The organism is Corynebacterium auriscanis (assembly GCF_030408435.1).
Lineage (GTDB): Bacteria > Actinomycetota > Actinomycetes > Mycobacteriales > Mycobacteriaceae > Corynebacterium > Corynebacterium auriscanis.
Genome location: NZ_CP047046.1, coordinates 322,181 through 347,759 on the forward strand (window position 1 = coordinate 322,181; position 25,579 = coordinate 347,759).

20 protein-coding genes are annotated in these 25,579 nt (G+C 60.3%); 10 read left to right on the forward strand and 10 right to left on the reverse strand.

Going from position 1 to position 25,579, the window contains the following annotated elements:
- The first annotated feature begins 211 nt into the window (after positions 1-211).
- A complete protein-coding gene (gene dnaK / locus CAURIC_RS01310; RefSeq protein WP_035116312.1) occupies positions 212-2,068 on the forward strand; it encodes a molecular chaperone DnaK in 1,857 nt (618 codons plus the stop codon).
- Positions 2,068-2,739 (forward strand): nucleotide exchange factor GrpE, encoded by a 672-nt coding sequence (gene grpE / locus CAURIC_RS01315; RefSeq protein ID WP_035116309.1) that lies wholly within the window; start codon positions 2,068-2,070, stop codon positions 2,737-2,739. Before dnaK ends, grpE begins: the two co-directional genes overlap by 1 nt.
- A 134-nt stretch (positions 2,740-2,873) precedes the next feature.
- Here grpE and CAURIC_RS01320 read toward each other — a convergent pair whose 3' ends face one another.
- Positions 2,874-4,208, reverse strand: a complete 1,335-nt coding sequence (locus CAURIC_RS01320; RefSeq protein WP_290183052.1) for a hypothetical protein — start codon at positions 4,206-4,208, stop codon at positions 2,874-2,876.
- 392 nt (positions 4,209-4,600) lie between these two features.
- Here CAURIC_RS01320 and dnaJ point away from each other — a divergent pair, with 392 nt between their 5' ends.
- Complete coding sequence (dnaJ, locus tag CAURIC_RS01325) at positions 4,601-5,797, forward strand: molecular chaperone DnaJ (protein ID WP_035116307.1); 1,197 nt, start codon at positions 4,601-4,603, stop codon at positions 5,795-5,797.
- A gap of 156 nt (positions 5,798-5,953) precedes the next feature.
- The gene (locus CAURIC_RS01330; RefSeq protein WP_035116355.1) at positions 5,954-6,361 is read left to right on the forward strand and encodes a heat shock protein transcriptional repressor HspR; all 408 of its coding nucleotides are present in this window, start codon (positions 5,954-5,956) and stop codon (positions 6,359-6,361) included.
- Between the two features lie 15 nt (positions 6,362-6,376).
- On the opposite strand, the gene CAURIC_RS01335 is transcribed toward CAURIC_RS01330, so the two are convergent.
- The 5 genes from CAURIC_RS01335 to CAURIC_RS01355 all read right to left on the reverse strand — a co-directional run bounded on the left by CAURIC_RS01335 (position 6,377) and on the right by CAURIC_RS01355 (position 13,806).
- Positions 6,377-8,527, reverse strand: coding sequence for an ABC transporter ATP-binding protein (locus tag CAURIC_RS01335; protein WP_425474813.1), 2,151 nt, complete (start codon positions 8,525-8,527; stop codon positions 6,377-6,379).
- The gene (locus CAURIC_RS01340; RefSeq protein ID WP_035116305.1) at positions 8,524-10,284 is read right to left on the reverse strand and encodes an ABC transporter ATP-binding protein; all 1,761 of its coding nucleotides are present in this window, start codon (positions 10,282-10,284) and stop codon (positions 8,524-8,526) included. Before CAURIC_RS01340 ends, CAURIC_RS01335 begins: the two co-directional genes overlap by 4 nt.
- Before the next feature lie 81 nt (positions 10,285-10,365).
- Positions 10,366-11,853, reverse strand: a complete 1,488-nt coding sequence (locus CAURIC_RS01345; protein ID WP_235700857.1) for a basic amino acid/polyamine antiporter — start codon at positions 11,851-11,853, stop codon at positions 10,366-10,368.
- 193 nt (positions 11,854-12,046) lie between these two features.
- Entirely contained in the window at positions 12,047-13,441 is a 1,395-nt protein-coding gene (locus CAURIC_RS01350) for an alpha/beta hydrolase (protein WP_052095235.1), read from the reverse strand.
- Positions 13,442-13,482: 41 nt separating this feature from the next.
- The gene (locus CAURIC_RS01355) at positions 13,483-13,806 is read right to left on the reverse strand and encodes a hypothetical protein (protein ID WP_035116303.1); all 324 of its coding nucleotides are present in this window, start codon (positions 13,804-13,806) and stop codon (positions 13,483-13,485) included.
- Positions 13,807-13,988: 182 nt separating this feature from the next.
- Between CAURIC_RS01355 and CAURIC_RS01360 the strand changes: the two genes are divergently transcribed.
- Positions 13,989-14,900 carry a carbon-nitrogen hydrolase family protein gene (locus CAURIC_RS01360; RefSeq protein ID WP_035116301.1) on the forward strand — a complete coding sequence of 304 codons (912 nt, stop codon included), beginning with the start codon at positions 13,989-13,991 and terminating at the stop codon, positions 14,898-14,900.
- Positions 14,901-15,025: 125 nt separating this feature from the next.
- On the opposite strand, the gene CAURIC_RS01365 is transcribed toward CAURIC_RS01360, so the two are convergent.
- Together CAURIC_RS01365 and CAURIC_RS01370 are read right to left on the reverse strand one after the other, a co-directional pair.
- The gene (locus CAURIC_RS01365) at positions 15,026-15,493 is read right to left on the reverse strand and encodes a hypothetical protein (protein ID WP_156963626.1); all 468 of its coding nucleotides are present in this window, start codon (positions 15,491-15,493) and stop codon (positions 15,026-15,028) included.
- 37 nt (positions 15,494-15,530) lie between these two features.
- On the reverse strand, positions 15,531-16,766 hold the full coding sequence (locus CAURIC_RS01370; RefSeq protein ID WP_290183058.1) for an acyl-CoA dehydrogenase family protein: 1,236 nt from the start codon (positions 16,764-16,766) through the stop codon (positions 15,531-15,533).
- A 179-nt stretch (positions 16,767-16,945) separates the two neighbouring features.
- On the opposite strand from CAURIC_RS01370, the gene clpB reads away from it, so the two are divergent.
- Positions 16,946-19,528: an ATP-dependent chaperone ClpB gene (clpB, locus tag CAURIC_RS01375; protein ID WP_290183060.1), complete on the forward strand. Its 2,583-nt coding sequence runs from the start codon at positions 16,946-16,948 to the stop codon at positions 19,526-19,528.
- Positions 19,529-19,572: 44 nt separating this feature from the next.
- Here the strand turns inward: clpB and CAURIC_RS01380 are convergent, their stop codons facing one another.
- Complete coding sequence (locus CAURIC_RS01380; protein WP_035116296.1) at positions 19,573-20,775, reverse strand: FAD-dependent oxidoreductase; 1,203 nt, start codon at positions 20,773-20,775, stop codon at positions 19,573-19,575.
- Between the two features lie 240 nt (positions 20,776-21,015).
- On the opposite strand from CAURIC_RS01380, the gene exaC reads away from it, so the two are divergent.
- From exaC to CAURIC_RS01400, 4 genes are read left to right on the forward strand one after another with little or no spacing between them, the layout of a single operon-like run.
- Positions 21,016-22,536, forward strand: coding sequence for an acetaldehyde dehydrogenase ExaC (exaC, locus tag CAURIC_RS01385; RefSeq protein ID WP_070434345.1), 1,521 nt, complete (start codon positions 21,016-21,018; stop codon positions 22,534-22,536).
- A gap of 54 nt (positions 22,537-22,590) precedes the next feature.
- Positions 22,591-23,493, forward strand: a complete 903-nt coding sequence (locus CAURIC_RS01390; protein ID WP_083284168.1) for a sulfurtransferase — start codon at positions 22,591-22,593, stop codon at positions 23,491-23,493.
- Between the two features lie 20 nt (positions 23,494-23,513).
- Positions 23,514-23,981 carry a PTS sugar transporter subunit IIA gene (locus tag CAURIC_RS01395; RefSeq protein ID WP_070434346.1) on the forward strand — a complete coding sequence of 156 codons (468 nt, stop codon included), beginning with the start codon at positions 23,514-23,516 and terminating at the stop codon, positions 23,979-23,981.
- Positions 23,981-24,364: a hypothetical protein gene (locus tag CAURIC_RS01400; protein ID WP_052095234.1), complete on the forward strand. Its 384-nt coding sequence runs from the start codon at positions 23,981-23,983 to the stop codon at positions 24,362-24,364. The genes CAURIC_RS01395 and CAURIC_RS01400 overlap by 1 nt, the downstream gene beginning before the upstream one ends.
- A gap of 79 nt (positions 24,365-24,443) precedes the next feature.
- Here CAURIC_RS01400 and CAURIC_RS01405 read toward each other — a convergent pair whose 3' ends face one another.
- Positions 24,444-25,319, reverse strand: a complete 876-nt coding sequence (locus tag CAURIC_RS01405; protein WP_084588274.1) for an SDR family oxidoreductase — start codon at positions 25,317-25,319, stop codon at positions 24,444-24,446.
- Positions 25,320-25,579: the final 260 nt, after the last annotated feature.

The window sequence follows — 25,579 nt, forward strand, 5'->3', positions numbered from 1 at the left end:
TTTGGAAAAAGTTGAGTCGATCGGGAACAAGGTTGAGGGGTTGTGAGTTGAGTAGGGTGTGAGCAGGTTGAGCGTGAATGACTCAAGAAAACTTGACTCCAGCGAAATCTTCCGCATACTGGAGAGCATGAGTTGAGTCATCCGCACTAAAGGCTCGATGACCGACAACACAATCCAATGAAGGATTAACACAAACAGGAGGTAGCCCATCATGGGACGTGCAGTAGGTATTGACTTGGGAACCACCAACTCTGTGGTTTCCGTACTCGAGGGTGGCGAGGCAACGGTTATCGCTAACTCCGAAGGTTCCCGTACCACCCCATCTGTCGTTGCGTTCGCCAAGAACGGCGAGGTTCTGGTGGGTCAGTCCGCTAAGAACCAGGCAGTGGCCAACGTGGACCGCACCATCCGTTCCGTCAAGCGCCACATCGGCGAAGACTGGAAGACCACCATTGACGAGAAGGATTACACCGCCCAGGAAATCTCCGCTCGTACGCTGATGAAGCTGAAGCGGGATGCGGAGGCATACCTCGGCGAGGACGTCACCGATGCAGTGATCACTGTTCCTGCTTACTTCAACGACGCCCAGCGCCAAGCCACCAAGGATGCCGGTCAGATCGCCGGCCTGAACGTGCTCCGCATTGTGAATGAGCCAACGGCTGCGGCTCTGGCTTACGGCTTGGAGAAGGGCGACAAGGAGCAGACGATTCTGGTCTTCGACCTGGGTGGCGGTACTTTCGATGTCTCCCTGCTGGAGATTGGTGACGGTGTTGTCGAGGTTCGTGCAACCTCCGGTGATAACGAGCTGGGTGGCGATGACTGGGATCAGCGCATCGTTGACTGGTTGGTAGAGAAGTTCAAGTCCAGCAACGGTGTGGACTTGTCCAAGGACAAGATGGCTATGCAGCGCCTGCGTGAGTCCGCTGAGAAGGCAAAGATCGAGCTGTCCAGCTCTCAGCAGGCTTCCATCAACTTGCCGTACATCTCTGTCGACGCGGACAAGAACCCACTGTTCCTCGATGAGACCCTGTCTCGTACCGAGTTCCAGCGCATCACCCAGGACTTGCTGGATCGCACCAAGAAGCCATTCGAGGCTGTGTTGAAGGATGCTGACGTTAATGTCAACGACATCGACCACGTTGTGCTTGTCGGCGGTTCCACCCGTATGCCAGCTGTGTCGGAGCTCGTGAAGGAGCTAACCGGCGGCAAGGAGCCAAACAAGGGCGTAAACCCAGATGAGGTTGTTGCCGTTGGTGCTGCTCTGCAGGCTGGCGTGCTGCGTGGCGAGGTTAAGGACGTGCTGCTGCTGGACGTCACCCCACTTTCCTTGGGTATTGAGACCAAGGGCGGTGTGATGACCAAGCTGATCGAGCGCAACACCACCATCCCAACCAAGCGTTCCGAAACCTTCACCACTGCCGAGGACAACCAGCCTTCCGTGCAAATCCAGGTCTTCCAGGGCGAGCGCGAGATGGCTGCACACAACAAGCTGCTGGGCTCCTTCGAGCTGGGTGGCATCGCACCAGCTCCTCGAGGGTTGCCTCAAATCGAGGTCACCTTCGACATCGACGCCAACGGCATCGTCCACGTCACTGCGAAGGACAAGGGCACCGGCAAGGAAAACACCATCAAGATTCAGGATGGTTCCGGTCTGTCCCAGGACGAGATTGATCGCATGGTCAAGGATGCCGAGGCGCACGCTGAAGAGGACAAGAAGCGCCGCGAGGAGCAGGAAGTTCGCAACTCCGCTGAGTCCATGGCGTACCAGACCCGCAAGTTCGTCGAGGACAACAAGGAGAAGGTCTCCGAGGAACTGCAGACCAAGGTTGAGGACGCTGCCAAGGCTGTTGACGAGGCACTGAAGGGCGACGATATCGAGGCCATCAAGGATGCCGTCGAGAAGTTGTCCGCTGAATCTCAGGAGATGGGCAAGGCCATCTACGAGGCCGAGGCTGCCGAAGGTGCCGCTGGCGCCGGTGCAACTGGTGGTGCCGACGCCGGTTCCGCTGACCAGGATCCCAACGTTGTCGACGCTGAGGTAGTCGACGAGGAGGACGAGAAGAAGTAATGGCTGACAATCAGAACGTGAACCCGGGAGATCCCGGCTCCACCGATGAGGAAGCCATCGCACAGGACTTCGCCAACATCGACGCTGATGCAGCGGCCGAGGCTTTGATCGACGAGGCTTCTGAGGAGGATTCCGCGGCCGCTGCGGCTGCGGAGGTCGATGCGGTGGCCGACGAGGCTGCGCAGTCCGTTAGTGAGGAAACTCGCGAAGCAGAGGAAGCTGCGATGGAAAACGGTGCGACCGCTAATCCTGAGGAGGCTCTGTCCAAGGAGCTCGCGGAGCGCACTGAGGACCTGCAGCGCGTGACGGCGGAGTACACCAACTACCGTCGCCGCGTGGAGCGCGACCGCGCTTCCGTTATCGCTGGGGCCCGGGCGGATATTGCCGCTCAGCTGCTTCCGATTGTGGATGACTTGGATCTGGCTGAATCTCACGGTGACCTCACTGGCCCCTTGAAGGCTATGGCTGACAAGCTCCAAGGCGTGCTGAACTCCGTGAAGGTGGAAGCTTTCGGCGTCGAGGGCGAAGAATTCAACCCCGAGCTGCATGAGGCGGTGCAGGACACCTCCACCGGCGATGACAAAGTGGTTGGAACCGTCCTGCGCAAGGGTTACCGCGCGGAGGACCGCGTGCTGCGCCACGCCATGATTATCCTGGCCGATCCGCAGTAGATTCACCGTTGGTGAGTATGACGTAGAAGACGAACGAGCCTAGAAAACTCAAACCCCGCCGGTTAACTCCGGCGGGGTTTTCGGTCAACGAGCAATTGATTCCAAGTGGTGGACCAAGAACAGCTCCAAAAGACTCATGAGGGCTCGGGGCCTGCGCCCGGACCCGCGAGGCCGCCAGGTCCTTCGCCGTCTTCCCAGCCCTGGTTGAGTTTCTCCATCAGGTAGGCCGTGGGCTTGACCTCTAGTTCTGCGGAGCGTTCGTCCTTCCATTTCACGTCGGTAAAGGTGATGATTTCACCCATGTGGGAGATCATTAACCGTGGGCTCAGTGCGCCTGCCTGCTGGGTGAACTCCTCGGCAGCGAAGGTGGCCATCAGCCCGATCGAGCCCATGAGATCCGCGCCCGTATCCACCTCCCGGACTAGCGTGATGTGGCGATGTGGTGATGCAAAAAGCAGCCCCACGCTGCGGTCGATGCTCGGTAGGTAACGCTCCGCGATCTCATCCAGGAGGATGGGGACGGAGCCGACGTAATAAGAACTGCCTTCAAACACCCACATGCGTTCCCCCGGCTTACCCTGCTCGCCATTGACGGAATGCACCTGTAGGTCAGAATCGATTAGTTCCTGCCACAAGTTGCGGAAACCGATGCGGAATAAATCCTCCACGGGCCCGCGATCCTTTAGGGATGCGGGGCTTAAGCCAAGCACCGAATGAGGTAAATCTTGAACGAGGTGGATACATAAAGCATCCGAGAACGGCCGCACCGGTGAATCCGGGTTGAACTCGCGGGCATGGAGCTGCAGGCTCTCAGGCAAAAGGTCGATCGCGGTCAAACGTACGCGCAACAGTCGGTAGAACTCCGCATCCGGAGTGGACTGTAGATTCTCCGCTGTCTGCAGTGACGCAACTAAACCCGTGACGAACTCGTGCACCAAGGGCGGCATCTCTTCCTCAAAGTTCCGCAGCTGGGCGGCCTGCTTCACGATGTTCTCCAGCCCCATGACGTTCCCTTCGCTCAGCTCGGGGGCGGGCAGCGTTCCGCCATAAGGTCCCGGCGCGGGGCCAGTGTGCCGTACCTGATTGTCGATGTCCTGCGGCTTCTCGTAGTAGACAACCTCCGGAGTGGGATTCGCGCCGTAACCGAGCTCGTTGAGGGTGCGCACGATGTGGCGGATCAAAGCATCCGATGCTTCCGGATCCAGCCCGCGGAGGGGGATCGGTGGATCTTCGGGGCCAGCCTCCGGCGAATGCCCAGGGGGCACTGGGGAGGGGGACAAGGGGGCGTCGGTAGAAGGGATGTCGGACGGCGGCCCAGCAGGAGGTGGCCCAGCATGAGTTGCCCCAGGGTGAGACGGCTCAAGGTGGGACGGCCCAGCATGCGTTGGCCCAGGCGCATCGTTTGATTCGGATGGTGAGTTGTGGGAGCCGAAAAGGCGGTTAAGCCACGAGCGCTTCTTAGGAGTCATAATGTCCACCCTAGCGATAAGTGCCCGGCGGTAAACGGGAATGGTTGGCGGTTCGCAGGGCGCAGGTCGCAGGGCGCAGGGCGGGAATGGTTGGCGGTTCGCAGGTCGCAAGTGGCGGTTCGCAGGGTGGGTACAGGTGGCAAGCGCGCAGGGACCCGAGACCATCCGACAGAACTGGAATAAAAGTTGAGCGTGGTCGTTATAAGAATTAGATTCCCAAAGTTCAGCGCGGTAGACTCAAGTTGACTTGAGGTTCGCGCGAACCGACGGCTGAAGACGAACGTAACCGAAGGCTGAAACACAGTCACTTGCGCACAGTCACTTACGCACGTCAACCGCAAAGGTCGCAGCCGTAACTAGCAACACAACATTCACCAACAAGGAGAGAAGACATGGCACAAAATGAGTGGGCCGAGAAGGATTACTACGGTGACCTCGGCGTATCTTCCTCCGCGAGCGCGGACGAGATTAAGAAGGCCTACCGCCATATCGCCCGCGAGAATCACCCAGATAAGAACCCCGGCGATACGGTTGCGGAGGATAAGTTCAAGCGGGCCTCGGAGGCCTACAGCGTGCTGGGCGATAAAGAAAAACGCGCCGAGTACGACGAGCTGAAGCGGCTGATTGCGTCTGGTGGGTTTGGCACGGGCGGTTTCGGCTCGGCTGGGTTTAGCTCCAGTGGTTTTGGTTCGTCCGGGTTTGGCTCCGCCGGGTTTGGTAAGTTCTCCGACTTCGGCGGGGAAGGGTTCGACGTTTCCGATCTGCTCGGCGGGGTGTTCGGGGCTTCTTCTGGGGGACGACGCCACGCTGGTGCCGGCCACCAATCCCAGCGGTCCACTCGTGGGACGGACGTGGAAACGGAGATCACCCTGGAGTTCCGCGAGGCGACTAAAGGTGTGACGGTTCCGATCCGCCTGACCAGTCCTGCTCCGTGCCAAACGTGCCACGGTTCCGGTGCGAAACCAGGGACCACCCTGAAGACGTGTGCCACGTGTTCCGGCCGAGGGGTGACGTCCGAGCAGCGCGGCGGATTCGGTTTCGCCCGTCCATGTGTGGACTGCGCGGGTACGGGAACGCGCGTGGAGGATCCGTGTGCAGATTGTGCCGGTTCCGGGCAGCAGTCACGGACGCGGACCATCACGGTGCGCGTGCCCGCGGGCGTGGTCGACGGTCAAAAGGTGCGCCTTGCGGGGCAGGGTGCAGCAGGGGAGCGTGGCAAGCCATCCGGCGACCTGTTCGTCACGGTGCATGTCCGGCCCGACAAAATCTTCACCCGCAGCGGGGATGACCTGAAGCTGACTGTTCCGGTGAGCTTCAGCGAGCTCGTGTTGGGTGGTGCGGTGACCGTGCCCACGCTCGATTCGAAGGTGCGCGTGCGGATCCCGCAGGGAACTCAGGATGGGACGACGCTGCGGGTGCGCGGGCATGGCGTTAACAAGAGGAACGGCGCCAGCGGTGACTTGCTGGTCACCGTGAAGGTTGAAGTGCCGAAGAACCTGGACGAGGGCGCGATGAGTGCCCTACGCAAATACGCGGAAGAGGAGAAGCGCTCCGGCTTCGATCCGCGTGAGAATTGGGATGGGAGCTAGACCATGACCAAGAATGCGGCCAATGATGGGGCCCAACATACGGCTCAGGACGGGGCCGAAGTACAAGACCGTAACGGAACCGGATCGAACCGTGAGGGGGCGGGCAATGCGGGCAAGTCACACGCTGCGGGCACCCCAAAAGAGGAAAAGCGCGAAGTGTTCGTCATATCCGTAGCAGCGGAGATCACGGGAATGCATGCGCAAACATTGCGCACGTATGACCGCATCGGGCTGGTCACACCCGAGCGCACCCGCGGTGGCGGGCGCCGGTACTCGCGCGAGGATATTGATCAGCTGCGGGAAATCCAGCGTCTCTCGCACGAGGAGGGTGTGAACCTCGCCGGGATAAAAACGATCATTGAGCAGCAGAATCGCATCGCCCGCCTGAACCGGGAAATTGATTCCCTCGAGGCGGAAGCCGCGATGTTGCGTCACAAGCTCACCGAGTTGCAAACCCGCCTGGACCGGGGAGAAGGTGGCGGGCGCTCGCGGGGCGAGATCGTTCATGTGCCACGTTCCACTGCGGTGGTGTTGTGGGAGCAGCGGCGGGGAAAGCGGCGCTAGTTCAAGCAGGTCTTGCTAGTTCACGCTCGCCGCATACAACTGTGCGTATTCTCCGCCCTGAGCCAACAACTCTTCGTGATTACCCTGCTCCACGATGGAGCCATCCTTCATGACCAGGATGACATCCGCGTCGCGGATGGTGGATAGACGGTGCGCAATGACAAACGAGGTGCGATCCGACTGCAGCGCAGACATTGCCTTTTGCACCAGAGCTTCGGTGCGGGTGTCCACAGAGGATGTAGCCTCATCCAAGATCAGCAACGCGGGCTCCGCCAAGAACGCGCGCGCGATGGTGATTAGCTGCCGCTCACCGGCGGATACCGAACCCGAATCCTGGCTGATGACGGTTTGGTAACCATCGGGAAGTGCATGAACGAAGCGGTCCACAAACGTGGCTTTGGCCGCGGCGATGACTTCCTCATCGGTGGCATCCAAACGGCCGTAGCGGATGTTGTCCATGATCGTCCCCTCGAACAGCACGGCATCTTGCAGCACCATTCCCACCTGCGAACGCAACTGCTGACGGGACAATCTGGCAGTATCCACCCCATCCAGCAGAATCTGCCCACCGTCAAGCTCATAGAAACGCATAATCAAGTTGACCAGCGTGGTTTTGCCAGCGCCCGTGGGTCCAACGATTGCGACAGTCTGGCCAGGGCGGACCGTCAGGTTGAGGTCACGGATAAGGGGCTTGTCCTCCACGTAGCTGAAGCTCACGTCGCGGAACTCGACCGCGCCCTCGGATCGGGTGGCCAGTGGAGAGCGGGCCGCCTTCTGCCCAGCCTGCCCATCCAGTCCAGCTACATTCTGCCCAGCCTCATTCCGCCCATCCAGTCCAGCCGCCTCCTGCCCAGCCTGTCCATCCAGTCCAGCCACATCCTGCTTCTCCTCTTCCGCATCCAGCAACTCAAAGATGCGCTCGGCGGAAGCCACGCCGGACTGCAGCATGTTCATCATTCCTGCCAACTGGCCAAGGGGCTGATTGAACTCACGGGAGTACTGAATGAAGGCCGTGGCATCGCCCAGCGTCAGCGAACCACTAGCCACACGCAGGCCACCCACAACGGCGATGCCCACGTAACTCAAATAGCTCAGCCACTGCATCAGAGGCATCATCATCATCGAATAAAACTGGGCCCGGCTGGCAGATTCGAATAGCTGGTCGTTGCGGGCGTCGAAAACATCCTGCATATCGGCGCCGCGACCGTAAGCCTGAATTAGTTCGTGACCGGTGAAGCTTTCCTCGATGTGACCGTTAAGCCGCCCGGTTTCGCGCCACTGATCTGCAAAAAGCTTCTGGCTTTTGCCGCCGATGATTCCGATGACAAGCGCCGTGAGCGGCAGCGATACCAGCGCAATCAAGGCCAGCTGCCACGAGACAATAAACATCATCACGATGATGCCCAGGATCGTCAGCGCCGAGTGGATCAGTTGACTGATTGCCTGCTGCAACGCCTGCTGCACATTGTCCACATCGTTGGTGGTGCGCGACAGCAGGTCGCCGCGCTGGCGAGTATCAAAGTAACTCAGCGGCAGCCGGTTGATCTTGTTTTCCACCTCGCGCCGCAGGTCGTAGATCACCCGCATGACCAGCGAATTCAGGATGCGCCCCTGCAGCCACATGAACAGCACGCTGACCGCGTACATCGCCAGCACAATCAGCAGATAGTGCCCCAGCTTGTCGAAATCGATCCCCTGTCCCGGCACCACATCCACCGCAGTCAACATGTCCGCGAGTTTTTCTTGGCCTTGCGCGCGGGCACCCTCGATGGCTTGTTCCTTCGTGATGCCACTTGGCATCTGTTTACTGATGACGCCCCCGAAGATCACATCCATTGCCTTGCCCAGGATCTTCGGGGCGATCACGGACAAGACCACGGAGATGATGACCATCGCAAACACAACCGCGAGCGCGGCCTTTTGCGGGGCGAGCAACCCCACCATGCGTGTGGCGGACGGCCAGAATGCCTTGGCCTTGCGGGGTGTGCTGCCACCACCGAAACCGTCCATGGTGCCCACGGAATCGCCGAGTTCCTCGATTTCCGCCTCGCTGATATCGGCACTGGTAGCTGGCTTGGTGGCTGACTTGGTGACTGGCTTGGTAGCTGGCTTGGTGGGTGTTGTTGCTTTGGTGGACTTGCGGCCGTGCCGCTTCATAGGTGTCATGACGCCTCCTCGGCACTCAGCTGCGAACGGACAATCTCTTGGTAGGTGGCCGAGGATTGAAGTAGCTCCTCGTGGGTTCCCCGTGCAACGATGCGGCCGGCTTCCATAACGAGGATGAGGTCGGCTTCGGCGATGGTGGACACTCGCTGGGCGACCATCAGCACCACCGCGTCGCCGGTGTGGGAGCGCAAGGCTCTGCGCAGCGTGGCGTCGGTCTTCACATCCAAGGCCGAGAAGGAATCGTCGAAAAGAAACAGCCGCGGCTGAGCCACGAGAGCCCGGGCGATGGAGAGGCGCTGGCGCTGACCGCCCGAGACGTCCGTGCCACCCTGGGAGATGGATGACTCAAGGCCGTGAGCTGTGGTTTCGCCCTCGCCGGTGGTGCGGGTGCGCACAAAATCCTCGGCTTGGGCGATGCGGAGGGCATCCCAGAGATCGGATTCTGTGGCCTCTCGATTACCGAAGCGCAAGTTATCCGCCACGGTGCCGGAAAAGAGGAATGCCTTTTGCGGGACCAGGCCAACGCGCTGGGCAAGATCCTGCCGGGACAGGTCGCGGACGTCCACCCCGTCGATGAGGACCCGGCCGGACGTGGGGGAGTACAACCGCGGAATGAGGTTGATGAGGGTGGATTTGCCCGCGCCCGTGGCGCCAATGATGGCGACGGTTTGGCCGGGCTTGGCAGTGAAGCTGACGTCGCGAAGCACGGGGGATTCAGCACCCGGATAGGCGAAGGTGACGTTGTTGAATTCGACGGTTCCAGTGGACCGCGCAGGAACGACCGGGGAGGCGGGATCGGCGATGGAGGGCTGGTTGTCGAAGACTTCGTTGATGCGCTCGGCGCAGACGATCGCGCGGGGCAGCATCATGGCCATGAACGTTCCCATCATCACGGCAACGAGGATCTGCAGCAAGTACTGCATAAACGCGGTGAGCGAGCCCACCTGCATTAGGCCATCGTCCACGCGGTGGCCGCCGAACCACAGCACGGCAGCCGTAGCTAGGTGCAAGATCAACGTGATGACGGGGAACATGAGCACGAATACGCGCCCGATGCGAACGGAAATATCGGTGATGTCCCGGTTGGCAGCTGCGAAACGCTGGGCTTCGTGATCCTCACGGACGAAGGCGCGGACCACGCGGATGCCGGTGATTTGCTCGCGCATGATCTCGTTGATCGTATCGATTTTGTCCTGCATCGCGGTGAACATGGGTACCAGCCTGGACACTAAGAACCCCACCACGATCAGCAGGACAGGTACGGAGACCCAAAGCAGCCACGATAGGTGGACATCCTCCCGGACGGCCATGATGATGCCACCGATGCTCATGATGGGGGCCATAACCATGAAGTTCAGGATCATGAGCAACACCATCTGAACTTGCTGCACATCATTGGTGCCGCGCGTGATCAGCGTGGGGGTGCCGAATTTGCCGATGTCCTCGGCGCTGTAGGCATCGACGGTGCGGTAGACATCCCGGCGAATATCGTGGCCCACACCCATGGCTGCCCGCGCTCCGAACCAGGTGGCAACGATGGCGGTGACAACTTGGACGAGTGCCACGCCGACCATGACCCCACCCGTGGACCAGATGTAGCCGATGTCGCCGGTGGCCACGCCCTTGTCAATAATGCGGGCGTTCAGCGTGGGGAGGTATAGCACTGCCAAGGTGGACAGTGTTTGCAGAATGAGGACGAAAACCACATACCACGTGTATGGCTTTAAGTACTGACGTAACAGCCGGAGCAGATGCATAAATGAAGAATACATTTCTGCCCGGTTGCGCAAGGTGTTTCGGGCCGAGGCTCCGCGGTGGAGAGGGCCAGTGGCTGCGAGTTACAGGCTTACTTGGCCCGTCATGATCAGGTAGAGCGCCGCAATGGCGGAGAGTACAACCAGCGTGGCGATGACCCACTCGAAGGCATTGAAGATGCGCTCGCGGTTGGCCATGCGTGTAGCAACGTAGATGGCCATGCCAGGGATGATCAACAACGTGCCCAGCAGTACGAAGTGCAGTTCTGCTGCGTACAGCAGCCAGATGGAGTACACGAACGCGATCAGGCCCAGCACTAGGTGCAGGCGATTGGTGGAACCAGAGACGTCCGGACCGCTGAGGTCGAATTTCTTGCCGGCGTCGGGGTGAGAAATGCCGCGACCACGGGTGGCCAGGAATAAAAGGTACAAGCTAGAGAACACGTAAGGCACCAGGTAGAGGGAGGTCGCAAGCTGGACCATCGTGGTGTACGTGGATTCGTTGAGGTAGAAGATGACGATGAAGATCTGAATGACGATCGCGGACATCAGCTGCGCAACGTACGGGGCGCCCATGGAGTTGGTGCGCCCCACGATCTTCGGCATCAGGCGGTCCTGGGCCATGAGGGTGATTGGTTCCGCGCACAGCATCTGCCAAGAGACGTACGCACCCAAGACGGAAATGCACAGGCCGATAGAAATCAGGCCGGCGCCCCAGGGGCCCACCACGTGCTCGAGGACAGAGGCCATGGAGTTGTCCCCCATCGCGGCAAGTTCCTCGCGGGAGACCACTCCGAAGGAGAGGAAGCTCACGGTCATGAGCAGCAAGAAGACGATGACGAAGCCCAGGAACGTGGCCAGGGAAACATCCTTGCGGTGGCGGGCACGCTTGGAATACGTGGATGCGCCCTCCACGCCGATGAATGCCCATACCGTGAATAGCATCATGCCTTTGACTTGGTCGGTCAAGGAGTGCACTTCGTTGCCGTTATCCCCGAAGGTTGCGGCACGGCCCCAGAAATCAGAGGTGAAGACTTCCGTGTTGAATCCCAGGAACGCGACCAGCACCAGGAACGCCAAAATCGGCAGGACCTTGGCGATCGTCGCAACCACGTTCATAATCGCCGCCTGGCGCACACCGCGGGACAGCACCGCGAAGATTGTCCAGGTCAGCCCCGATACGAAGATTGCTTGAATGAATGGGCGCGAGCCGTCGAAGATGGGCACGAAGAATCCCAGCGAGCTGAAGAACAAGGTGGCGTAACCCACCTGCGCGATGATGGTTCCCAGCCAGTATCCCCAGGCGGAGGCAAAGCCTACGAAGTCACCTAGGCCTGCGCGGACATAGGCGTATACGCCGGAATCTAGGTGTGGTTTGCGCAGCGCCAGTGCCTGGAAGACATACGCGATGCAGAGCATGCCCACACCGGTGATCGCCCAACCGATCAATGCGGCGCCGGGGGAAGCCACGGACGCAATGTTTTGCGGCATGGCGAAGATGCCTGCGCCTACGCATGATCCGACGATGAGGCTAACGAGGGTGCCTAAGCGGACGGTGCGGGGATCGTCCACGACCAGCGCTTCGGAGGAGGCTGGCGGCTGCGCGTGGCCTTCATTAGTTGGGATTACCCCATTATCTGCTTTTTTCACGGTTGCTAGCGTACTAGCACGCAGGCCGTTTGGTGAAATATTGGGCAGAGTTGTTTGTAGCTTTGCGTGGGTTGCCGAGAGTTTGTATTCATCGTGGGTTGCTGAGAGTTTGTATTCATCGTGGGTTCGTTCCGGGGTTCATTGTGGGGTTCATTGTGGGGTCCCACAGGTACGAACTATGAGAGTCCGTTTCCCCACGGGACCATAGATACATGTCAGTGAGGTTGCGCCATAGGTATTCGCCCCAGCCGGTCGCACTGGCTTTTTGGTCAAAGCCCTTGTGGAACATTGGTGAGGCCGGGTCCCGCCCTAACGGGCCGCCCAGCGGAGTGGTAACTAGGCCAATGAGGTCACCGGGCGCGCGTTCCACTGTCAGCTGGCCTGACTCATTTGGTGTATCGGACTGCCGTGCCCCGGCGTTCGGTGTGCCATGGTTGAGCATCGCGATATCCCCTGCATCGCCCACACCCGCGCCGGGTGAGCCCCATAGGGAGATCCGGTCGGCTTCGAGACCGGGCGGGGAAGTGGGGGAAGCAGGGGAAGTAGGGAAAGCAGGGGAGGCAGGGGAGGGCCGTGCCCCTTTGTCTGTGGTTTTGCCCGCTAATCCCACCACTGTGGAGCCATAGCTATAACCCACGACATGCAGTCGCGCATTGGGAGCGTGTTGCCGCAGTTCGCGCTGAAATTCCCGCAGATCACCCGCGGCCGCCTTCGCCGCGCTGGGGGAAACCGCTTCGGCCACACTGCCTGGGGCCGGGTATCCGTGCCACGCGACCACGGCCACCTGTTTCCCCGCCGCCGCTGCCTCCGTGACCTTCTGTCTCGCCCATAGATCCGTCTTGGCTCGCGAATCCTCCCCGCTGGATCCCACCCCGCTGACCAGCGTGATCACCTCCTCGGCATTCCCTACCCGGCCGTAGGTGCGCACTGTACCGAAGGGGTTTTGCTGTTCATCTACCGGGACTTCTTTTAGTTCCGACGCCCCGCTCCACCCACCCCCGCCCATCTTCGGCGCTTCTTTCATCCCCGCCGTGGCGGAATGCACTGCCCCCGTAGCCGCTGCATCAGACACCCTAGCGATGCTCAGCGCGCCACGTAATACCGCGCTTAGCGCGCGGGAGGCGCTCACTGCCCACACGTTCACCCCGGGCACGGCACCTGCGGGGCCTGGCGATACGGTTCCATCTGGGGCAATGATCATCCCCGCGGTGCGGGCGGCGGCCGTGGCTCCGCGGACAATGCGGCACACCAATTCCAACAATTGCCCGTGGGCGAGGAACACTCCGGCCACGCCTTGCGCGGTCATTCCCAAAATATCAATGGGGTTGATGCTGGCCTGCACCCGATGATTGGCTGCACTGCTGGCGATGCCGGTCCACGCGTGCTCCCAATCGCTGAGTGTTCGCGCGCGCCCCGCGCCACTGACGATTTGCCGGGAATGGTGCAGCACAGCGTTGCCCGCGTGCAGAATGGATTCGGGCCGAGCGTTTTCCATGATAAAGATATCCATTGCGTTCTCCGTGTGCTCTGCGTTTACTGCGTTCTCAGCGCCTACATACGGGATTCTGCGGCCACACCCGGCGGGCCGGACGTGAACAGTGACCCATTCGCCACCTCCTGCGCGCCCACGTCGCGGGCGAAGTGCGTGATTTGTTCCACCGAGCGCCTTAGGTTATCGGCATGTGCCCCGGTCACGCGGCTGAACGTCGCTATCCACTGCCGCGCAGTCGCTGGGAAAGATCCGCCCGCAACCGCGCCGGGCAGGGTGATCCCGCCTACGGCATGGGCGCTATCGAATAGCGCGCAGGCTTCGCGGTCTAAGGTGAGGGTCCGGGTTGTCAGGGCCGCTTCGTCGAGGGTGATCTGTGTGTTCATCGTTATCGCGCTAGTCCTTTCTGTCTATGGGGAGCAGGTTAGGGGAGCGCGGGGCGTCGGAACAGAAGAAAAAACGAGGGCTGTGGATAAGTAGGGGTGTGAAGGCCAAAAGAGTGCGGAGTTATCCCCAGAGATTCGTAGTGCGCTGACGCGCCCTGCCCCTTGGCGCTAGGGTTGGGGGCATGCGTATTGCCGTGATTCAGATGATCGCTGAGCCCGATGTGGAAGCCAACCTGGCGCGAATTCGTAAATATATCGCGTCTGGGGCCAATGGTGGGGCTGACCTCGTGGTGTTCCCAGAAGCTGCGATGTTCCCCTTTGACAGCGGTCGGCTGGATATGGTGGCCCAACCGTTGGATGGGCCATTCGCGGCGGCGATTCAAGAGACCGCGGAGAAGCACGGCACAACCGCGGTGGTGGGAATGTTCACCCCCGCGGATACCGTGTACCGCCTGCCGACGGGCGAGCTGACGGAGAAGCAACCCGCGGACACTCCCGATGCCAACCGGTTCCGTCGCGTGTACAACACGTTGCTGGTCGCGGGGCCAGACGGGGTTAAGCACTACAACAAGATCCACACTTATGACGCGTTTGGCTACCGTGAGTCGAATACCGTGAAGCCCGGTGATAAGCGAGTGACGTTCGACGTGGCTGGCACCACCGTGGGGTTGGCCACGTGCTACGACATTCGGTTCCCAGGACATTTCGTGGCGATGGCGGAGGCCGGTGCGAAGGTAATGGTCGTCCCCACCAGCTGGCAGGATGGGCCGGGCAAGCTGGATCAATGGCGCGCGTTGACCGTGGCGCGTGCCTTGGATTCCACCAGTTACTTGGTGGCGGCGGGCATGGCTCGACCAGGGTCTCCGGATCGCTACGGACACTCCGATGGGCCCACGGGCATTGGACATTCCGCGGTGATTGGCCCTAATGGTGCGCGTTTGGCCGAGACCGGTTATGCCGCGCAGGTGCTCATGATCGATATCGACCCAACCCACGTGGAGAAAGCGCGCAAGACCCTGCCCGTTCTGCAGGGGCATCGGTTGGATATGGAGATCGAAGGGCTGCGACAGACCCCGGCGCAGGGGTTAGATTAGGCGCCGGATTAGGGGGGCTGGTGCGGCTGGCTCGGCTGGTGCTGGTGCGGGGCTGGCTCGGTTCGTGCTGGCGCGGGGCTGGCTCGGCCGGTGCAGGCGCGGGCCTAGTTGGTAGTGGCGCGGGTCTAGCTTTGCGGGGAATTCTGCAGCATGTGGAATGCCCATTCTGTGGCCATGATGAGCTGGGCTTCCCGGTCGGGGTGTAGCTGCTTGAGCGCCGTTGTGGTGGCACGGTTGGCGCCTTGGATGTGTTCGGGGGTGACGCCCAGCGCCTCCAGCTTGGCCGACATTGCGGTGAGTAAGGCAAACCCGGCGGGGGAGAATTCGGGCACTCCTTGGCGGGGAAGTCGCAGTTCGCGGGAAAGGTCCGCCAGTGCGCTGAGCACCAGTTCCCTCAACAACGTTTGGCTGGTGGTGACTGCCGGGCCGTCGTAGAGCCGCGCGGCGGTGTTGCATAGCTGTTCGCGCCATACGGAATCCGAAAGTGCCGAAACCGTGGACATGGCCGGACGTATCCGCACACGGGGAAATGCGCTCAAAAACCCCTGGTCGGCGCGGTCGACGGCGCTGGCGGGTTCGTCCATGTCACTCATGCCCGGCAATTTTACTCGTCAGGGCGGGTGGTGGACCCTACCGAAACGCAGCCTCGCCTGTGAGGGCTTGACCGATGATGAGCTGATGCATCTCGGCCGTGCCTTCGTAGGTCAGCACGCTTTCTAAATTATTCGCGTGACGCATGGGAGAGAATTCCGTCGTGATGCCCGCCGCGCCCAGCAAGGAGCGGCATTCTCGTGCGATGTCTAGAGCCACTCGCGTGGAGTTCAGCTTGCCTGCGCTGGTTTGATGTGGCTTTAGTTCGCCCCGGTCTTTCAGGCGCCCCAACTGCAAAGCCATGAGTAAGGATTTATTGAGTTCCACGGTCATATCCGACAACTTTGCCTGCGTTAGCTGGAAGGAGCTCAAAGGGCGCTTGAATACGGGTCGTTGCGCGGTGTAGGCCAACGTGGTCTGCAGGCAGTCGCGTGCTGCGCCCAGCGCGCCCCAGATGATCCCGTAGCGAGCCTCGTTCAGGCAGGTTAGAGGTCCTCGCAGGGAGCTAACATGGGGGAGGCGCTGGGCGTCGGAAATGCGGCAATTATCCAGCACGATTTCACCCGTTACCGAAGCGCGCAGGCTCAACTTCCGGTTGATCGTTGGGGTGCTCAAGCCAGGTGTGCCGCGTTCGATGATGAAACCAACGTGGCCGGGTTTGCCAGCGTTTCTCTCACCGCCATTTTCGTCGTTACCATCAACGCTTTCTGTGCGAGCCCACACCACCAATACATCCGCGAAGGGGGAATTGGTAATCCACATTTTCGAGCCGTTGAGCACCCATTCGTCGCCCTCTCGTTTGGCGTGCGTTTGCATCGACGCCACGTCGGAACCGGCACTGGGTTCCGTTAAACCAAAGCATCCCACAAGCTCGCCAGCTGCCAATCGCGGCAAGTACTTGTCCTTTTGCTCGTCGGAACCCCAATGATGGATAGCAAACATGGTCAGCGATCCCTGTACGGACATCATGGAGCGCAAGCCGGAATCCACGGCTTCGATCTCCATGCATGCCAGCCCGTATTCGACAGCCGAGCCTCCGGGGCATCCGTATCCCTCTAAGTGCATTCCTAGAATGCCCAGATCGCCAAAGCTGCGCGCGATTTCCTTGATTGGAAGCTGGCCCGTATCGAACCATTCGCCGATGCGGGGGCGCAGATGGTGGTTCCCAAAGTCGGCCACAGCGTTCCGAGTAGAAATCTCGGACGAGCTCAAGAGGGAATCAAAAGCGACGAGGTCGAGAGTGTTGGGATTGGAGGTGTTGCTGAGCTGGGACATAGGGGTCAGTCTATGCCACCAACGGGAACTATGTGACTGGAATCACAGCACAACCCGCCCCTGAGTGGAATACGCTCAACTTCACGGTGGTTGAGTCTGGTGTACTCAAGTAAAGTGGCAATAGCTCGTGGCGAACCCGCCACACACCACCCCGCCACACAACAATCAGGAGGAACCCAATGTCGAATTTCACTCCGACAACGAAGACCCAGGAAGCCATGCAGGCTGCCCTGCAGAGCGCCTCCGCTAAGGGCAATCCCGATATCCGTCCAGCTCACCTATTGGTGGCTCTGCTGGAACAAAATGATTCGATTGCGTTGCCCGTTCTGCAGGCGGCGGGAGTGGAACCATCCGCAGTGCTCACCGAGGCGCGCAACTTGGTGGCGGCCTACCCACAGGCCACCGGTTCGAATATGGCCAACCCCCAGTTCAACCGGGATGCGCTCAACGCGCTGACCGCCGCTCAAGAGCTAGCAGGGGAACTCGGCGATACCTACGTGTCGACGGAGGTGCTGCTGGCCGGAATTGCCAAGGGCGATTCCGAGGCCGCTTCGCTGCTGCACTCCAAGGGGGCGACCTTCGATGCGATCAAGACTGCGTTCCAATCGGTCCGCGGTAACCGCAAGGTCACCACGGAGGAACCCGAAGGGCAGTTCCAGGCATTGGAGAAGTACTCCACCGACCTGACCGCCCGCGCTCGAGAGGGCAAGATTGACCCCGTGATCGGGCGTGACCAGGAAATTCGTCGCGTGGTGCAGGTGCTTTCCCGCCGTACGAAGAATAACCCCGTCCTCATCGGTGAACCAGGAGTTGGTAAGACCGCAATCGTGGAGGGGCTGGCCCGTCGAATTGTGGCGGGTGACGTGCCGGAATCCCTGCGTGGGAAGAAGCTCATCAGCCTCGACCTCGGTTCCATGGTTGCGGGTGCGAAGTACCGCGGTGAGTTCGAAGAGCGCCTGAAGGCCGTGCTCGACGAGATCAAGGAAGCTGAAGGTGAGGTCATCACCTTCATCGATGAGCTGCACACTATCGTTGGCGCCGGTGCTGGTGGCGATTCCGCGATGGATGCCGGCAATATGATTAAGCCACTGCTGGCCCGTGGTGAATTGCGGTTGGTGGGTGCGACCACCCTGGATGAATACCGCAAGTACATCGAAAAGGACGCCGCGTTGGAGCGCCGCTTCCAGCAGGTTTATGTGGGTGAACCCACCGTGGAGGACACCGTTGGTATCTTGCGAGGTTTGAAGGAGCGCTACGAAGTACACCACGGTGTGCGCATCCAGGACTCGGCATTGGTTTCAGCCGCTGCGTTGTCTGATCGCTACATCACCAGCCGCTTCCTGCCGGATAAGGCCATCGACTTGGTCGACGAAGCGGCGTCCCGTCTGCGTATGGAGATCGACTCGCGGCCCGAGGAAATTGACAATGTGGAGCGCGTGGTCCGTCGCCTCGAAATCGAAGAGATGGCGTTGGCCAAGGAGACCGACGTGGCGTCGAAGGAAAGGCTAGAAAAACTACGCAGTGAATTGGCCGACGAGAAGGAAAAACTGGCCGGCCTGACCGCTCGATGGGAAAACGAAAAGGGCAGCATCGATAGCTTGCGCGGCCTGAAGGAAGAGCTCGACCACCTGCGCCGCGAGTCGGAAATTGCCGAGCGCGAAGGTGACTTCGCCAAGGTGGCCGAGCTGCGCTACGGCCGGATCCCGGATGTGGAGAAGAGACTGCAGGAAGCCGAGACGACCGTGGCTGCCCAGCAATCGGACATGATGCTGACTGAGGAGGTCACACCGGACACGATTGCAGACGTGGTCTCTGCATGGACAGGTGTTCCCGCCGGCAAAATGTTGCAAGGCGAGACCGAGAAGCTGCTGAACATGGAGTTGGTCCTGGCCGGCCGCGTGGTGGGACAGGAACGGGCCGTGGATGCGGTATCCGATGCGGTGCGCCGTTCGCGCGCCGGTGTGGCGGACCCCAACCGACCCACGGGTTCGTTCCTTTTCCTCGGCCCCACCGGTGTGGGTAAGACGGAACTGGCCAAGGGTTTGGCGGAGTTCCTCTTCGACGACGAGACCGCCATGGTGCGTATCGATATGTCCGAGTACGGCGAGAAGCACTCGGTGGCACGACTGGTCGGTGCCCCTCCGGGATACGTTGGATACGATGCCGGCGGACAACTGACCGAAGCCGTGCGGCGCCGCCCCTACACCGTGGTGCTGTTCGACGAGGTGGAAAAAGCCCACCCGGGTGTTTTCGACGTGCTGCTGCAAGTCCTCGATGAAGGCCGCCTGACCGATGGTCAGGGGCGCACCGTGGACTTCCGCAACACCATCTTGATCCTGACCTCGAACTTGGGTGCGGGTGGAACGGATGACGAAGTCATGGAGGCCGTGAAGCGCGCCTTCAAGCCCGAGTTTGTCAACCGCTTGGACGACGTACTCATCTTCAAGCCACTCAGCGAGGAGCAACTGGAATCCATCGTTTCTATCCAGTTGCGTGGCCTGGGTGAGCGGCTGGCGGCCCGTCGACTGGTGCTAGATGTTACTTCCGATGCCAAGAAGTGGCTGGCCGAGCGCGGATACGAGCCCGCGTACGGTGCCCGCCCGTTGCGTCGTCTGATCCAAAAGGCAATCGGCGACCAACTGGCGAAGAAGCTGTTGGGTGGCGAGATTCGCGATGGTGACCGTGTTCTGGTGGACGTGGAAAGCACCGGGGAAGAGCAGCCGGAACTGGTAGTGAGTTCGGCGGGCCAGGCGGAGGGGTAACCCCCCGGCGAGTTAGCGTTGCCACAGGCTAGCGTTCCTGTCCGCTAATCTCCCCCACGCAAGTAGGCCGCCGCTGCCCGCCCAGCCTGGCGACCTGCACGTGTGGCTCCCACAGTGGAGGCTGTGGAGCCATACCCCACCAGAAAGACTCGCGGATCTTTGCGCACCCTCACTTCGTCGCGCATCAGGATCCCGCCTCCTGGTTCCCGCAGTTTCATTGGTGCCAAGTGTCGCAGCGCATGCCGGAACCCCGTGTTCCAGAAAATCACGTCCACGTCTATAGAAGTGCCCGCGGGATATGGATTCCACGATTCCGGCACTTGTAGCTTTGCATGCGAAGAAGGCCCCAATCCATCGGCAGTGTCGCTGAAAGGCTTGCCGAAAACCACTCCAGTTCGAGTGATCCGGTCAAACATTCCGCGTGAGACTAGCGTCCCGTCAGCCACCCCCTGCAGATATTCTGGTCGCTGCGGAATGCCGGTCGTCCGCACTACAGAAGCCGGCGCCTGCCCGTGGAACGTCCGTTCCCGCACGGCATCTTCTACTGCCAACCCCCAGTTGGTGCCAAACTCCCGCGCGGTGAAGTTCGGCGGGCGCCGGGTGGCCCATACAGTGTCGGTAACCTGGGCCAGCTCTAACAGGAACTGTACGGCCGACAATCCACCGCCCACTACCAACGTTCGCAATCCCGCGAAGTCCTCCTTGCGGGTATATCCCTTCGTGTGCAGTTGCCGTCCCTTGAATTCCCCTATTCCTGGCACAAATGGAATGTGTGGATTGGCCCAGGTCCCAGTTGCACTTAGCACCGCATCTGCGCCGATTACCACATTCGTGGGCGTAGCCTTCTTTTCATCTCGACGCCCCGCGCCGCCCGCCACCGTAATGGCCAGCTGGTCGCCTTCCGGGGCTACCGATGTCACCTGAGCGGGGCGCACTACATTGAAAGCGAACTCGCGCTCGTACTCGCCGTAGTATTCCGCCACCAACTGAGAGGCCGGTACGTCCGGATCAGGTCGTTGCATGGGCATGCCCGGCAAATCGGCGATGCCGTGGGCTTTTCCCAACGTCAGCGAATCCCACCTGTGCCGCCACGCGCCGCCGGGCCCATCATTGGCGTCCACGATGATGAAGTCGGTGCCGGGTGTGAATCCGCGGCGCGCGAGCTCGTGCCCGGCAGCCAGCCCGGCCTGTCCTGCGCCGATGATGACCGCGGGGAAATGGCGATGATTCAAAGAATCGAGGTCCATAGCTGCGATCGTAGTTCCGTTTGCGCACGGTTGGCGGGTGCGGGGATTAGCGGCCTACCTGTGCAAGCGTGCTGGTCGGGGGTGGCGTAGGGCGTCGGATAAGGGAGTGGAGCACTTACAAGCGCTAATACCTGCATAAATATGAAAACAACATGGTCGTAAAAAGTGATTCAGGTCACTATATTGGCCGACAAGATTTGTTCACCCCTATCCAGTCGACCAACACGTTAGGAACCCCTCATGACTGTGTACGCAGACCCCGGAACCACGGGCGCGATTGTCAACTTCAAAGAGCAATATGAAAACTTCATCGGTGGGCAGTGGGTTCCACCGGTCGATGGTCAATACATGGACAACGTCAGCCCGATCAATGGTGACGTCTTTTGCCGCGTGCCTCGCTCTAAGGAAGCTGACATCGAAAAAGCCCTAGATGCAGCACACGCCGCGAAAGGCGCATGGGGGCGCACTAGCCCCCAAGAACGCGGCAACATCCTGCTGAAGATCGCCGACCGCCTAGAAGAAAACCTAGAGATGCTCGCCGTCGCCGAGACCTGGGATAACGGTAAGGCGGTGCGCGAGACCCTCGCGGCCGACCTGCCACTGGCAGTGGATCACTTCCGCTACTACGCGGGTGCCATCCGCGCCCAGGAAGACCGCACCAGCCAAATTGATGCGGATACCGTGGCTTATCACTTCCGCGAGCCATTGGGCGTGGTAGGGCAGATCATCCCATGGAACTTCCCGATCCTCATGGCCGCGTGGAAGTTGGCCCCTGCGCTAGCTGGCGGAAACTGCATCATCCTCAAACCTGCAGAGCAGACCCCGGCCAGCATCCTGCTGGTCGTGGAACTGATCCACGATCTGCTGCCCGATGGCGTGCTCAACATCGTCAATGGCTTAGGCGAAGAAGCTGGTGCCGCTCTGACCGCCAGCGACCGTGTTGCGAAGATCGCCTTCACGGGATCTACCCAGGTTGGCCAGATCATCAACAAGGCGGTTGCGGAGAAGCTCATCCCGGTGACCTTGGAACTGGGTGGTAAGAGCCCATCGATTTTCTTCAAAGACATCATGGATGATGACGATGACTTTCGTGCGAAATGCGTGGAGGGCCTGGCCATGTTTGCACTCAACCAAGGCGAGGTTTGCACCTGCCCATCGCGCGCACTCGTCCATGAGGACATCGCCGAGGAATTCCTCGACCTAGCCGTACAGCGTGTCAAGAGCATCAAGACCGGTAACCCGTTGGATACGGACACGATGATGGGGGCACAGGCCTCCCAAGAGCAGATGGATAAAATCACTGGCTACCTGCAGTCAGGTCCCGAAGAGGGGGCGGAAGTCCTCACTGGCGGTAGCATCAACAAAATAGATGGTCGCGATGGCGGGTTCTACATCGAACCCACCATCTTTAAAGGCACAAACAACATGCGACTGTTTCAGGAGGAGATCTTCGGCCCAGTCCTAGCAGTAACGACCTTCAAGGACTTCGATGATGCCATCCGCATTGCCAACGACACGGAATATGGGCTGGGTGCCGGTGTGTGGTCCCGCAATGGCAACGTGGCCTACCGAGCCGGGCGGGCCATTCAGTCCGGCCGCGTATGGGTGAACAACTACCACAACTACCCAGCTCACGCTGCCTTCGGCGGATATAAGAAATCCGGAATTGGTCGTGAGACCCACTTGATGATGCTGGATCACTACCAACAGACCAAGAACCTGCTGTGGTCGTACAGCGAGAAGCCAACTGGACTGTTCTAACTGCGCGCACTCTAGTTGCTCGCGTGGCGGGCGAAGGAATTAGACTCGTGAACTATGAGCTTGCCCGCCACTGAATCCGGCCACCATCCCGCAACTGAATCCATTAACACCCACGCGCCCGCATCCACGTCCTTCATCACTGGCGAGGAGATGTTTAGTCAGTTCAAGCGCGGTAAGCGCATGACCATCATCGACTCGCACTGGGCGAAAACGGAGAATTCCGCGTGGGAAGCCTATGTCGGCCAGCACCTGCCTGGTGCGATGTTTTGTAACCCACTGATGCATTTGGCGTCCCTCCCCAGCAGGCAAGAGGGGCGCAACCCTTTGCCACGGCTTGAAGACCTCAAGCGCATGCTGGCCGATTGGGGTGTCATGGCCGATCGGCCCGTTTATATTTACGATGCTGGCCCGAACCTCTATGCGGCGCGCGCATGGTGGGTGTTGCGCTGGGCGGGTGCGACCGATGTTCGGATCCTCAACGGCGGTACCACCGAGTGGGAGAAAGCCGGTGGTGATGTGGCCGGCGGCATCGGTGCGCTGCGTGGCCGTGGCAACTTGGAATTCAAGCCTCACTCCATGCCAGAGCTCCTCATTGACGAAGTAGAGGAGTGGAAGCGCCACAACCTGCTGATCGACGCGCGCGAGTCCGGACGATTCAAGGGTCTGCGCGAACCATTTGACCACCAGGCGGGGCGGATTCCCGGTGCGGTCAATATCCCGGTTGCGGAGCTGATGAACGCCGAGGGCAAGGTGGAAAAACCCGAGCGCCTGCGTGAATACCTGGCTTCCCGAGGCATCACGCGCGGGGACAACGTTGCCGTGTATTCCGGCTCGGGCTTGCACTCGTCGTTGTTTATTGCGGCGATGGAGCACGCGGGCTTGCACGGGGCACGCAACTTCATCGGCGGATGGTCCCAGTGGAGTGCGCGTCTCGATTTGCCCATCGAGCGGGGCTAAAGACTTTAGAATTTAGAGTTATGTCAATCTCCCTCAACGTCCGCAGTCCGTTATCTGGCACTGTCGTGGATCTGCAGCAGGTTCCTGACCCTATTTTTGCTATGGGGACTGTAGGCGCTGGGATTGCGGTCATCCCGGATCCTGACGTAGAGGTTGTTCATATCACTGCCCCCGTCGACGGGCTCATCACCCGCATCATGCCACATCTTTTTGTGATTCAACCCCGTTCGGATGTCTCTCTTCTGGTGCATTTGGGGGTCGATACCGCACGGCTGAGGGGGCAGGGGTTCGACGCCAAGCTCTCTGAAAACACCGCTGTGAAGCAGGGGCAAGTCATCAGCTCCTATGCGCCGAAGGAGATTGGCCGCATGGGTTTTGATCCCATCGTCATGGTCGTGGCGATGCAGCTCCCGCAAGGGGTGCTGGATGATGTCATGATTGCCGGAGAGCCCTGCCAGCAGGGCGACAAACTCTACCGCCTGCACTGATGTCCCGCCGAATCTTCAGCATCCTCGCGGTTATCGGAATGGTGGCCTCCCTTGTCAATGCGGGTGGCTGGGTGGGGCCGGAGAACCTAACGGTGCTCACTTGGGTGTCTTTCGTCCTACTTTTGCTGTTCCAGGTGTGGCCGCTACAGGCTACGATGCGTGGCAGCTTCGGCCATCCGCAGCACCCGGTGAACCGGTTTTACACATGGTTGTCCTTTCTGGGTATCGCTGGCACTGTTTTGCTGCTTCTCGTGGCGCTGGCCAGACCCAACCCCCTGCTCATTGCCATTGCGGCCAGCGCAATGTTCATCGGCATCATGGGTGCGGCAGTGTTGGCCATTTTCGCGACCCCGTGGCGCGAGTGGTATACCCGGCAGCATTAGGCGCGGGTCGGTCTCGCTGCTGGTCGGTCGCGCAGCTTGCCGATATGCGGTGGGGTGCTCCTAAGGGATTGCGGGGGATCTATAGCCCGTGCTTTCGCCCGATGATCCAGTGGACGGTCTCCCTGGGCAGCACGCGCGATAGCGGGAAGATAATCGGCGCCATGGAACCTGTGGCGTACAGCGGGCGTGGGCGGTGATCAGTAATCGATTTCAGGATCTCCTCGGCCACGCGTTCAGCTGAAATGCCATTGGATTCGTTGCGATCGAGGCGCCGCAGCATTGTGGAAAACTCTGTGCGGTACGGGCCTTCCATATCGATGTACTTGGTGCGCCGCGCGGACAAACCGGTATTGATTGATCCCGGTTCCATCACACTGATATTCACCCCGAAGGGGCGAACCTCCCGGCGTCCCGCGAACGCGAATCCCTTCAGTGCTGCTTTACTAGCCACATAGCTGCTGCGAAACGCCAGTGGGAAACTGCCGAGCATGGATCCCACCATCGTGATGCGCCCAGCTCCAGCTGCACGCATGGCGGGAAGGAGTTTTTGCGTCAGTTGTATTTGGCCTAAAACGTTCAGCTGAAACAGGCGCGTCAGTGCCTCGTGGGGTAGCTCCTCCAGAGGGCCTGATTGGCTTTCGCCTGCGTTGTTAACCAAGACAGCCGGGGTGCCGCGCCGCAGGACTTCCGCTGCTAGCGCATCAATGGAAGCTGGGTCCTCCAAATCCAACGGCAGGTATTCAACGTTAGGCAAAGGGTTTTCAATGTTTTCCGGGTGCTGGCTGGTACCGATGACGGTAAAGCGAGGGGCGTCGGGGGAAGAGGGGTTGGCCAACGCGGCGGCGACTGCCCGTCCGATGCCGGAAGAAGCACCGGTTACAACGGCAATGCCATCGTTGACGGCCGGCATGGCCGAGCTAGCGAATTGGGGCAGGAAGACGGAAAGTTTTGACATGAAAGCAATTGTTACGCATCTGCGCGTGGCGCGCGAGGGGATTGGTGCAATCGGGAGGCAATTACCGAAGCGGGCAGGGGGCGCAACCGGAACGGGCAGGGGAAAGAGGAAGTGGGCAGGGGGCGCAACCGGAACGGGCAGGGGAAAGAGGAAGTGGGCAAGGGGCGCAACCGGAATGGGCAGGGGAAAGAGGAAGCGGGCAGGGGGCACAAAAAGTGAAGGCTAAATTTCAGAAGAATGGGGAGCTGTCGGGGTGGCCA